13 protein-coding genes are annotated in these 10670 nt (G+C 69.9%); 11 read left to right on the top strand and 2 right to left on the bottom strand.

What is annotated here, in order from left to right; genetic code table 11:
- Nucleotides 1-55: 55 nt before the first annotated feature.
- The 10 genes from AA0005_RS08610 (at nt 56) to AA0005_RS08565 (ending at nt 7685) form a co-directional block, all read left to right on the top strand.
- Nucleotides 56-391, top strand: a complete 336-nt coding sequence (locus tag AA0005_RS08610) for a hypothetical protein (protein WP_413453001.1) — start codon at nt 56-58, stop codon at nt 389-391.
- Between the two features lie 11 nt (nt 392-402).
- Nucleotides 403-717: a pore-forming ESAT-6 family protein gene (locus AA0005_RS08605; protein WP_413453000.1), complete on the top strand. Its 315-nt coding sequence runs from the start codon at nt 403-405 to the stop codon at nt 715-717.
- A 4-nt stretch (nt 718-721) separates the two neighbouring features.
- The gene (locus tag AA0005_RS08600) at nt 722-1090 is read left to right on the top strand and encodes a DUF6507 family protein (protein ID WP_413452999.1); all 369 of its coding nucleotides are present in this window, start codon (nt 722-724) and stop codon (nt 1088-1090) included.
- Nucleotides 1087-3735, top strand: coding sequence for a hypothetical protein (locus AA0005_RS08595; protein ID WP_413452998.1), 2649 nt, complete (start codon nt 1087-1089; stop codon nt 3733-3735). The genes AA0005_RS08600 and AA0005_RS08595 overlap by 4 nt, the downstream gene beginning before the upstream one ends.
- Nucleotides 3732-4172 carry a hypothetical protein gene (locus AA0005_RS08590; RefSeq protein WP_413452997.1) on the top strand — a complete coding sequence of 147 codons (441 nt, stop codon included), beginning with the start codon at nt 3732-3734 and terminating at the stop codon, nt 4170-4172. The genes AA0005_RS08595 and AA0005_RS08590 overlap by 4 nt, the downstream gene beginning before the upstream one ends.
- Before the next feature lie 504 nt (nt 4173-4676).
- On the top strand, nt 4677-5114 hold the full coding sequence (locus tag AA0005_RS08585; protein ID WP_413452996.1) for a hypothetical protein: 438 nt from the start codon (nt 4677-4679) through the stop codon (nt 5112-5114).
- 24 nt (nt 5115-5138) lie between these two features.
- A complete protein-coding gene (locus tag AA0005_RS08580) occupies nt 5139-5579 on the top strand; it encodes a hypothetical protein (RefSeq protein ID WP_413452995.1) in 441 nt (146 codons plus the stop codon).
- A 163-nt stretch (nt 5580-5742) separates the two neighbouring features.
- Complete coding sequence (locus AA0005_RS08575) at nt 5743-6666, top strand: hypothetical protein (protein ID WP_413452994.1); 924 nt, start codon at nt 5743-5745, stop codon at nt 6664-6666.
- Nucleotides 6667-6742: 76 nt separating this feature from the next.
- Nucleotides 6743-7312, top strand: a complete 570-nt coding sequence (locus tag AA0005_RS08570; protein WP_413452993.1) for a hypothetical protein — start codon at nt 6743-6745, stop codon at nt 7310-7312.
- 1 nt (nt 7313) lies between these two features.
- Entirely contained in the window at nt 7314-7685 is a 372-nt protein-coding gene (locus tag AA0005_RS08565) for a DUF2185 domain-containing protein (protein ID WP_413452992.1), read from the top strand.
- A 26-nt stretch (nt 7686-7711) separates the two neighbouring features.
- On the opposite strand, the gene AA0005_RS08560 is transcribed toward AA0005_RS08565, so the two are convergent.
- Complete coding sequence (locus AA0005_RS08560; protein ID WP_413452991.1) at nt 7712-8206, bottom strand: RDD family protein; 495 nt, start codon at nt 8204-8206, stop codon at nt 7712-7714.
- A 27-nt stretch (nt 8207-8233) separates the two neighbouring features.
- Nucleotides 8234-8734 (bottom strand): class I SAM-dependent methyltransferase, encoded by a 501-nt coding sequence (locus AA0005_RS08555; protein WP_413452990.1) that lies wholly within the window; start codon nt 8732-8734, stop codon nt 8234-8236.
- A gap of 249 nt (nt 8735-8983) precedes the next feature.
- Here AA0005_RS08555 and AA0005_RS08550 point away from each other — a divergent pair, with 249 nt between their 5' ends.
- On the top strand, nt 8984-10624 hold the full coding sequence (locus AA0005_RS08550; RefSeq protein ID WP_413452989.1) for an ABC transporter substrate-binding protein: 1641 nt from the start codon (nt 8984-8986) through the stop codon (nt 10622-10624).
- The last annotated feature ends 46 nt before the right edge of the window (nt 10625-10670 follow it).

The following is a 10670-nucleotide window of genomic DNA, read 5'->3' as shown; positions in this document are numbered from 1 at the left end:
AGCATCGTGCACCGTAGCGGTCCAAGCCGCTGGACCCGATCGGGAGGGGAAGGTCATGAAGTTCGCCATGGGGTCGGACGTCCTCGGGACGCTGACCAAGAAGACGTCGAGCTCCAACGAGGACCTCGGTGCCCTCGTCCGCGAGCTCGCCGCGGCCGCCGAGCCGCTGCAGGGCAAGTTCAACGGCGCCGGACGCGCCGCGTTCGACCGGTTCAAGTCGGAGACCGACCGGATCTCGGTGGACCTCAACCACGCGCTGTCCTCGGTCCTCACCGGTATCGCCGGCATGGACCGCACCTTCATCGAGGGTGACCAGCAGATGGCTGACGAGACCCGGGCGACCGAGTCCGCCACCGCATTCGACGCCGCGCGCTTCAGCGCCCGAGGCTGAGGGGAAACGACATGACCGGAAACGCTGCCGACCGCCGCGACTACGACGAGGCCGCCTCGCAGACGGCCCAGGAGAACTTCAACCGCGTCGCCGCGCGCCTGGAGTCCCTCATCGACCAGCGCGACTCCGACGTCAAGGCCGCGATGGCGGACTACGAGGCCACCGGTGTCTCGGAGGAGTACGCCGCCAAGGAGGCCCGGTGGAACGCCGTCGCCCAGGAGGTGCGCACGATCATCCGCACCCTGCGTGAGTCGCTGACCAAGACCGACGCCACGGCCCAGTCCACGCTGAGCCGGGCCAAGAGCGCCGTCGACGCGATCGGCTGACACAGTGGCGGGCTGGAGGATCACCCCCGAGGGGGTCGGGACGGTGCTGACGTCCGTGGGGACGGCGGCTGACCTGCTGTCCGGGACGATCGACGAGCTGCCGCCGGCTGCCGAGGCCGCGGCCGCCGGTACCGGCAACAGCCCGGTCATCGCCGACGCCCTCATCGGGTTCTTCGAGCACTACGCGCCCACGCTGGAGTCGATCGGCACGCGCATCAACAACGCCGTCGGTGGTGCCAGCGCAGCGACGCGCGCCTACATCGACGGTGACCTCGAGATGGCCGGTGAGGTGCAGGCCGCGGCCGCGGCCGCCGGCGGTACCGAGGTCTGGGCGCCCGCGGGTGCGGGCACGGGGAGCCCGGAGGGGCAATGACGGACATGTGCTACGCGTCGGGGATCAACCCCTCGGCGATCCCGGGCCAGGACCTGGACCCCGACGCGGTCGAGGCGGGCGCCTCGACGCTGCGGACCAAGGCCGGGGCGGTGCGCGACAACGGCGCGGGCGTCGTGGCCGAGTGGCGCGGGCTGGCGGCGCACTACGAGGCGCCCGAGGCCGCCCAGCTGCTCGCGGTGATGGACGAGGTGGAGACCAAGTCCCGCGACTTCGGCGACGCGCTCGAGTCCGTGGCCACCGCGCTCAGCGACTTCGCCGCCGAGATCCGCCCGATCAAGTCCGCCCTGGACGCGGTGCGGGCCGACGCCTACGCCTTCCGCGAGAGGATCTCCGGCAACGCCGAGTGGGAGTACGACCAGGACCTGGTCGACGAGAACACGGCGCTGGTCAACCGGGTGAACACCCAGCAGGTGGCGCTGTGGGACGCCGAGCGCCGGTGCGCCAACGCCATCCGGGCGCTGTACTGCGCGGCCCCGTGGCGCGCGGCGACCAGCGAGAACGACCCCCTGGGCTACGGCGTCAGCGAGCTGAGCAGCGACGTCGCGATGCCGTGGGGCTCCGCCGTGGACCGCAAGGACCACTGCCCCAAGGCCGCGGCCGTGGAGGTCAAGCGCTTCGTGTGGGACGGCGTCCTCGTCGAGGGCGTGTGGGGCACCGTCGAGGGTCTGGGCCTGCTCGTCGGCATCGACGGCAACGGCTTCTCCACCGAGACCCTGGGCAGCACGTGGAACGCCATCGGCTCACTCGTCGGCCTGGGCGACATCCCGCCCGGCGAGGCGTGGGCCGGCATGGGCAAGGGCATCATCATGTGGGACGCGTGGGCCGAGGGCGACTACGGACGCGCCCTGGGCGGCACCGCGTTCAACGTCGTCACCGCCATCATCCCCGGTGGCGCCGCAGTCTCCTCCATCAAGGGCGGGTCCACCGCCGGACGCGCCGGGCGCGGGGCGAGCTGGCTGACTCGCGCGAACAACGTGCTCGACTTCGTCGACCCCGTGGCACTCGGCATCCGCGGTGGCCGGGCCATCGCGCCCACCATCTCCAACCTCTTCAACGGCCTCACCGACGGCCTGCGCAACCTCGAGGTTCCCGACTTCCCCACCCGCTTCGACACCGGCGACGTGCCCGGCGGCGGCCGCGGCACCGACTACGACGCCCCGAGCACCGACACGGCGCCCGTGCGCGACCCCGACGCCGCGCCTGTCCGCGAGCAGCCCGCCGAGGCCCCCGCGCCCGAGCCGGTCCCCGTCAACGCCGGCGGCGTCAGCGACAACCTCACCGACGGAGCCCAGCCGGGCGGGTCCGGTCAGCCCGGACCAAGCCAGCCCGGCGGGTCCGACCAGCCCGGTGGCGCCGGCACCAGCCCCGAGGGCTACACCGGCTCCCCGTCGCACTCCCCGGCTCCCCACGCGGGCGGGACTGACGCACCCACGAGCGGGTCCTCCGGGCCTGATGGGGGAAGTGGCGCACGTAACACGATCGTGGACTCCGGTACCCCGCGCCAAGGCGGCTCCGCCAGTTCTGGTGCGGGCTCCGGCACCCTTGTCGACGAGCTGACGCCCAGCGACGTCGCCGACGACGTCACCCGCGGTGCCGACGACGGTGCAACAGCTGACGTCAACGGCGGTGACGCACCACCCCCGGGCGGTACGGCCCGGTACGACACGGATGCCATCGAGCCGCAGCGCTCGATGAGCGAGGTCCTGGCGAGCCCCGCCTTCCGCGAGGTCCTCGAACGTCACGGGCTCTCCCGCGCCCGGCTCGGCGAGCTGATCGCCACCCCGCTGGACGAGCTGACCTCCGGCCAGGTCCGTGCCCTGGTGGAGATCCGTTCGCAGATGCCCCCGATCATGCCCGGGGACATCATGGAGAAGGTCGTCCGGCCGGAGCTTATCCACCGGGAGCTCGATACGAAGATCTTCGAAGCTCTCGCCGACGAGAACCTCATCCGTCACCTCGACGGCCAGAAGGGCCTGTACGGGGCAGATGCCTTCACCGGCTTCGTCGCGCGGTCCGCAGACATGCTCGACCCCTCAGTCCAGCGAATCTTCCACCAGCTCGGTTTGGGTTACCCAGGGTCGCCGTTCACGCCGGACACGTCGATGTTCAGCATCCGCTTCCACGCTGGGGACATTGGGGGCGGCCTCTCCTCGTACACGGTGCCGGACGTCCTCGGTATGCTGGACGAGGCAATGGACCTGCCAGCACGCAACGGGTCTGGCTCCCTGTTCGACGAGATCCGCGGCCTGCCTGACAGCACGCAGCGGACACAGGCGTGGACGGAGTTCGCTGACTCCCGGGTGCGCGGGGCCGAGGCCGCTCTACAGGACGCCGTGCGCACCGGCGCCTCCCCCGAGACGCTCGCGGACCTCGAGGCCGCAGTGGCCCTACGCGAGGCGGAGGTTGAGACCCTCAAGGACGCGCTCGCGAAGAACAACCCATTCCGGGGGAACGGCTTTGCCGGGCATGCGCACGCCTACGGCCCGGAGTACACCCTCCAAGGGCTGAAGCGGGTGCCCGAAGGCGCCGAGATGTGGCAGACCCTGCCCGATGGCACCAGGCGCTTCATCGGCGTGTACGACGGGAACAAGTGGCAACTCGCAGACCTCCCGACGGACCGATGAGGGCAGGTCAGTACGCCGTGGTCGACGGGGTGGAGTACCGAGCGAAGTACCTCGCCGGCAAGGACGACATCGTCCTGATGATCGCCTCGGGACAGGAGCCACCCGCTGGCGTCGTCCCGGAGCGATACTTCGACGGCACACTCCAGGCGACAGTTCCACGTTCCCGGGCAAGCCGACTGTTCGAGGTCGAGACGTGGGCGCTGCTCCACGGACGCTTCCCCGTTCAGGTACACGTGGTGAACCCGGACGGGACGGTGGCGCTCGAGGCTCCCCGCGTGGGTTTCACGCCAGTGGGGCGCCCGGTCCGGGACGAACAGAACAACGTCGTCGTTCCCCCGGGGCTGTCCGGCCGCCCCGGCGAGCTGTCATTCTGGGGTGGAGTGCGCCCCGACGAACTATCCGACGTCCAGGAGATGGTCCGTGAAGTTCGAGGGTGAACGTTTCTGCCGTACCGACCGCTGCGAACACGGCGACGACGGCGCGGCATCTTTACGACCACGCCCGACCACGAAGGTCGCACCTCAATGAAATATGTCGGTACGCCGACGTCAACGGTGCGGCTCTCGCCCCGTTCTACGACGCGATCTTTGTCCGCCCAGATCTTGACTTGCTGAAGTCGGGCAAGAAGGGCCGCTCGAGCGTGGACAGCGCCCGCTTGTTCGGTCCCCGGAGGGCAAACCTCCTCGCGCGCATGCAGACGCACCTACCAGCTCGCGGCCGCGAGGTACTTCCGGTCTGAGGAGTAGGGTCCGGCGGGTATCAAGCGAAAGCCCCAAGCGCGGCGGAAACCTCAGCGCCGCGCGCTCCTCAAAGTGACGCGCGACCTCCGAACCGACGTCGCCAGCGGGCTGTCCGCCGCAATCGCTTGCAGGCTGTGAACGGCGATCAGTGGCCACCCGAGAGCAGCGATGATAAGAACCTGAACCATTGAGGGGGGCGCAGTGAGAACTAGCCAGTACGCCGTCGTCGACGGCGTCGAATACCGCGCGATCTTCCGGTCGGACATCGACTTCATCCTCGTCACCGTCGATCCCGGACTGACGGCGCCCAGCGGGAGCGACCAACGGCAGCGTGAGGACGGCACCGTCGTCGCCCGCCTGCCGCGCGCCCGTGCCACGCGGCTGTTAGAGGTCGAGACCTGGGCGCTGCTCCACGGACGCTTCCCGGTCCAGGTCGACCGCCTCGACCCCGACGGCCGGGCGGCGGTCGCACTGCCGGTGGACAGGACCACCCCGGTCGGGAAGCCCGTGAGGGAGCGGAACGCCAAGGTCCTCCCACCGGGATTCGCCGGCCACGGGGCCGACTCCTGGTTCTTCGGCGGAGCGCAGCTGGAGGAACTGAGCGAGGTCCACCAGACCGTCCACGAGGTCGAGGTCTAGCAGCGGAACGATGAGAGAACCGCAGTGAAGGCCGGCCTGTACGCCGTCATCGACGGCGAGGAGTACTCCGCCTTCTTCCAAGACGGCGTGGACCGCATCCGGATCACGGTGTGGCCCGGCCAGCGCCACCCAGCAGGATTCACCGGGGAACCGATGTTCTACGGGACAGTGGAAGGAACCCTGCCACGGTCGCGCGCCAGCCGACTCTACGAGATCGAGACCTGGGCTCTTCTCTACGGGCGCTTTCCCGTCCAGGTCGACCGCATCAATCCCGACGGAGTGGCTGCAGTCGCGATGCCGATCTATGAATCGACTCCGGTGGGAGAACCGGTGCGGGACGAGCAGTATGCCAAGGTCATCCCGCCCGGCTTGTCCGGTCACCCCGCCGACACCTGGTTCTTCGGCGGGGCTCCAGTGGAGGAGCTCTCGAACACCCATCAGACGGTCCACGAGTTCGAGGTCTAGCGGCGCGCCCGCCAGCCCGGACACCTCGCGGGCAGACTCGTTAGACCTTCAGCCGCGACCTACAGGCCTGTGGAAACCGCGTGTCAGCGCGCAGACCTCGCTAGGGTCGCGGTGGACGCCCACCAGCCGACCCCTGAACCACGCAGCTCGACTTGGAGATCCCATGCCCCTGATGCAGAAGGCCGTCACCCCTCAGACTGCCGCCGCCTACCTCGAGGGCGGGTTCGACCGGGTCGGCGGGTTCGTCGTCAACGCCGCGGACGTGCAGCACGCAACCACCCCCGCCGCGCTGTTCGAGGCACACGGTCTCGGATTCCCGGGCAGCCCGCACCGGCCCGACGCGGACCACATCGACGTCCTGCGCTTCCCCAGCACCCCGCAGCTGCGGTTCGAGAACGCCACCGGCGGTGTGGACGCGCGGACCCAGGCCATCACCGGCGGCCCGTTCATCGACCGGCCGCCCTTCACCGGCAACGGCTTCGTGGGCACCCGTGAGGCCATCATCCCGCTCTACTGGCTGGTCCACTCCCGAGTCCCGGCAGGGTCCCAGCTGCTCCGCGCCCATGCCGACGGCACCTGGCAGGTCCTGGCCACCTACGTCGACGTCGGCCACGCCTGGCAGTCCGACACCGTGCGCATCACCCACTCCCCCAGCCCCCAGATCTCCCGCTACGTCGGCCCGATGGCCACCTGGGCCCAGACCCCGCTCAACGCCGACGTCTTCGAGGACCACGTCGTCGTCGTGGCCGAGGTCGAGCCGCCGGCTCAGTACGGCTTCCAGCGCACGGCCGCCGGGCGCTGGCGCCGCGAGGTGCCGCGCGGGGAGGTCGAGCAGCTGCTCGAGATGTATGTGACCGCGCGGTGGAACGGGCTGGAGATGCGGCTCGTGGACCAGTGGAAGCAGCAGGACGGGCAGTCCATCGCGCACGTCAGTTATATCGGGCACAACGCGGACCTCGCCGAGGGCCTGCGCCTGCCCAAGATCGACGCCGCCCTGTACGAGGTCAGCGTCCCGACGGCATCCCTCCAGGACGTCCAGATGTCCCAGCTCGTCCCCCGGCAGTGGGACACGGCGGCTACGGCCTAGGCGTGCAGGTCCACGCAGGACGGATACCGGCTCGGCGAAGCGCCACGATCGAAGGATCCGCGCGAGTGAGGCGAACGTGACTCTGACCTACATCACACAGTCCGGGCCCTACGCCGAGTTCTTGAAGCTCTACGAGCCTGAGTTGGCAAGGTCGTGGGTGAACCCGTCCGGGCAGACGTTGCTCCATCTTGCCCTGAGCCATGGCAAGCCGGAGCAGCGCGTGGCCATCTCCAACCGTCTCCTCGACGACGGCGCGGATCCTTCCACCTTGGCGCTCGACGAGGGCCTTACGACACTTCACGCGCTCTTCGGTCACAACGACCACGACTTCGACGCGGAGGCGCTCGTCCTCGAGCGACTCCTCGAGGGTGGCGCCGACATCAACGCAGTGGCCGGCGATCGCTGGGGGACGCCGATCCAGACCCTCGCCGCGAAGGGGAAGTTCTCGGACGCGCAGCTGGCCCCGTTCTACGACGTCATCTTCGCCCGGCCGGACCTGGACCTGCTGAAGCCAGGTAAGAAGGGTCGCGCCGACCTGGACAGCGCGCGCCTGTTCGGCCCTCGCCGAGCCGATCTCCTCGTACGCATGGAGGCCTATCTGCGTGACCAGGGCCGTGAGATCCCCGCACCCGAGAGAGAAAAGTGACATGGCGAGCTATCCCGAGTTCATCCCCAAGGCAGGGGCCTGCATGGTCTCCAAGAACGTCATCAGCGGCGTCGGCCGCGTGCGCTGGATGATGCGCGTGCCCTCCCAGGCACCGGTCGACAACGGCTGGCGCATCTCCAGCCACATCGACACGAGCGAGTACCTCGCCGACCCGAACAACCTGCAGATCACCGACTACAACGCCGCCTGCGCCATCGAACCGGCCCTCATCGGCATCTACGACTTCCCCGTCGGCTCCGACCTGCAGATCGTCGACGACAGCAACGGCACCCGCGTCGTCGACACTGCAACAGGACGCGAGATCCCCGAGGAGAACCTCTACGTCCCACCCGCCCACCGCGCCGAGCAGTAGGGCGACGGCGCGGTCCGGACGAGAGCTCAGCGCACGCCGTCGTGCACGACCACCGTGCCGGCGACCTTGTCCGCGAAGGTCTGCCCGCGGCGGTCCCAGATCGGCCACAGCAGGCCGAGGCACGCCGGCAGGATGTCGAGGACGTGGGCGAGGTCGCGGACCACCAGGCGCCCCGCCGTCGGCGTCCGTCCGTGCGCGTCGACGACCCGCAGCCCCTGGCGCCGCTTGCCGATCGTCTGCCCGGTGCGCGCCTGGCGCACGTACCGGTTCCAGCTCCACAGGACGAGGTAGATGAGCACCCCGGCCCACGCGGCGGCGATGCCCGCCGGGGTGAGGTCGACGGCGTCGCTGTACTCGCGCGGTACCGCCGTCACCTGGGCGTACCCGACGAACGGGATGATGACGAGGACGAAGGCGAGCAGGTCGATCCACGTCGCCCACACGCGCGCCGCCCACGGCGGCTTGCCCGTGGAGGCGTGGACGGTCTGCATGTCGGCGCTCTGTGCCCCCGGCGAAGTCATGCCGCACATGCTAGGGGCAGCGCCACCTCATCCAGGCCTCGCGGAGACCGCGACCAGGCCCGCCCGCTCGGCGACCGCCGTCGTCCTCCAGCCCGCACCGTCCAGTGCACCCTCCATCCCGACCCGCACCCGCGAGTTCGGTGCGGGCGGGGCGACGACGAGGTGCAGCGCTCCCCCGGGCCGCAGCACCCGCCGCAGCGCCGCGAGCTCGGGCACCGCGGCGCCGGTCCAGAACAGGTTGACGTCGACGGCGAACGCGGCGTCCACGCTCGCACTCGGGAGGTCGAGCTCCGCCACCGTGCTCTGCAGCAGCGTGACCCGGCCGGCCGCCACCTCCTTCCCGAGCCCTCGCCCGGCACGGGCGAGCGCCGTCGCCGACCGGTCGACGCCGATGAGCCGCGCCTGGGGCAGCCGCTCGGCGAGCAGTGCGAGAGCCGTCCCGTTCCCGCAGCCGAGCTCGAGCACCACGTCCGGTCCGTCGGCGGCGACGAGGCCTGCCGCGCGCAGGTGACGCTCCGCCGTCGTCATCCACCCATGGTGCGGCAAGCCAGCCCCCGCGGTACGCGGTACGTAGCGCGGAGAATCCGGCTCTCGGCGGGGGTGGGGTGAGCGCATGTCCACGATGTGGACCGCGATTCGACCACGAAGTGCTCAGAGAGTGAGACACGGTGTGTTAGTTTCCATACCCGCGTACCGCCTCCTGTGGCGGGGCGCACACAGCTCCGCCCGGGCTCGCACCACGAGTGGGCGGCTCCTCCGTTCCGAAGGAAGTGAACTATGGCCCTCGCTCACCAGCGGCGCCGGGTACTGGTTGGTGCCTCGACCGCGCTCATCCTCGTCCTCGCGGCCTGCGCGGAGACCGACGACGGCGGCGGCGGGGGCTCCGGCGACGACGCCACGGGCTCCGGCGGCGACGGCATCACCGTCGGCACCACCGACGTCATCTTCTCCCTGGACCCGGCCGGCTCCTACGACAACGGCTCCTTCCTCGTCCAGAACCAGGTCTTCCCCTTCCTCCTCAACACCCCCTACGGCAGCCCGGACGTCGAGCCGGACATCGCCGAGTCCGCGGAGTTCACGGCTCCCACGCAGTACACGGTCACCCTCAAGGAGGGCCTGACCTTCGCCAACGGCAACGAGCTCACCTCCTCGGACGTGAAGTTCAGCTTCGACCGTCAGCTCGCGATCGCCGACCCCAACGGCCCCTCCTCGCTGCTGTACAACCTCGACAGCGTCGAGACGCCGGACGAGCTCACCGTCGTGTTCAACCTCAAGAGCGAGAACGACCAGACCTTCCCGCAGGTGCTGTCCTCGCCCGTCGGCCCGATCGTCGACGAGGACGTCTTCTCCGCCACCGAGCTGACCCCGCCGGAGGAGATCGTCGAGGGCAACGCCTTCGCCGGCCAGTACACGATCACCGACTACACGCAGAACGAGCTCGTCCGCTACGAGGCCTTCGCCGACTACGGCGGCATGCTCGGCGCGCCGGAGACGGACGTCGTCACGGCCCAGTACTTCACCGAGGAGACCTCCCTCAAGCTGGCCGTGCAGGAGGGTGACGTCGACGTCGCCTTCCGCAACCTCTCCCCCACCGACCTCGCGGACCTCGCGGAGGACGACGGCGTGACCGTCCACGACGGCCCCGGTGGCGAGATCCGCTACATCACCTGGGACTTCAACGCCCAGCCCTACGGCGAGAACACCCCGGAGGCCGACCCGGCCAAGGCCCTGGCCGTGCGCCAGGCCGCCGCGCACCTGCTCGACCGCGAGGCGCTGAGCCAGGAGATCTACCAGGGCACCTACACCCCGCTGTACTCCTACGTGCCCGAGGGCCTCAGCGGCGCCGCCGAGCCGCTGCTCGAGATGTACGGCGACGGCGAGGGCGGCCCGGACGCCGAGGCCGCCGCTGCCGCGCTGGAGGAGGCCGGTGTCGAGACGCCCGTCGCGCTCAACCTCCAGTACAGCCCCGACCACTACGGCAACTCCTCCGACGAGGAGTACGCGATGATCGAGAGCCAGCTCGAGGCGAGCGGCCTGTTCGACGTCACGCTGCAGTCCACGCTGTGGGACACCTACAACAGTGAGCGCGTCGAGAGCATGTACCCCGCCTACCAGCTCGGCTGGTTCCCGGACTACTCCGACGCGGACAACTACCTCTCCCCGTTCTTCCTCATCGAGAACTTCCTCGTCAACGGCTACGAGAACCAGGAGGTCAACGACCTCATCCTCGACCAGGCCACCGAGCCTGACGAGGAGGCCCGTGCGGAGAAGATCGCCGAGGTCCAGCGCCTCGTCGCCGAGGACCTGTCCACCCTGCCCTACCTCCAGGGCGCCCAGGTGGCCGTGGCCCAGAACGACATCACCGGCGTCACCCTCGACGCCTCCTTCAAGTTCCGCTACGCCCCCCTCGGCCGCTAGGCCGCGCAACATCCACGACGACGGGACGGGGTGCCGCTACCGCGGC

The sequence above is a fragment of the Georgenia phoenicis genome (assembly GCF_047302425.1).
GTDB lineage: Bacteria > Actinomycetota > Actinomycetes > Actinomycetales > Actinomycetaceae > Oceanitalea.
Note: the sequence above shows the minus strand (reverse complement) of the source record. Positions and strands in the feature narration are given on the sequence as shown.

Excerpts from the sequence above, each read along its gene's own strand:
- AA0005_RS08605 (WP_413453000.1), top strand. The coding sequence starts at position 403 with ATGACCGGAAACGCTGCCGACCGCCGCGACTACGACGAGGCCGCCTCG.
- AA0005_RS08560 (WP_413452991.1), bottom strand. The coding sequence starts at position 8,206 with ATGACTTCGCCGGGGGCACAGAGCGCCGACATGCAGACCGTCCACGCC.
- AA0005_RS08595 (WP_413452998.1), top strand. The coding sequence starts at position 1,087 with ATGACGGACATGTGCTACGCGTCGGGGATCAACCCCTCGGCGATCCCG.
- AA0005_RS08555 (WP_413452990.1), bottom strand. The coding sequence starts at position 8,734 with ATGACGACGGCGGAGCGTCACCTGCGCGCGGCAGGCCTCGTCGCCGCC.
- AA0005_RS08565 (WP_413452992.1), top strand. The coding sequence starts at position 7,314 with ATGGCGAGCTATCCCGAGTTCATCCCCAAGGCAGGGGCCTGCATGGTC.
- AA0005_RS08550 (WP_413452989.1), top strand. The coding sequence starts at position 8,984 with ATGGCCCTCGCTCACCAGCGGCGCCGGGTACTGGTTGGTGCCTCGACC.
- AA0005_RS08610 (WP_413453001.1), top strand. The coding sequence starts at position 56 with ATGAAGTTCGCCATGGGGTCGGACGTCCTCGGGACGCTGACCAAGAAG.
- AA0005_RS08590 (WP_413452997.1), top strand. The coding sequence starts at position 3,732 with ATGAGGGCAGGTCAGTACGCCGTGGTCGACGGGGTGGAGTACCGAGCG.
- AA0005_RS08575 (WP_413452994.1), top strand. The coding sequence starts at position 5,743 with ATGCCCCTGATGCAGAAGGCCGTCACCCCTCAGACTGCCGCCGCCTAC.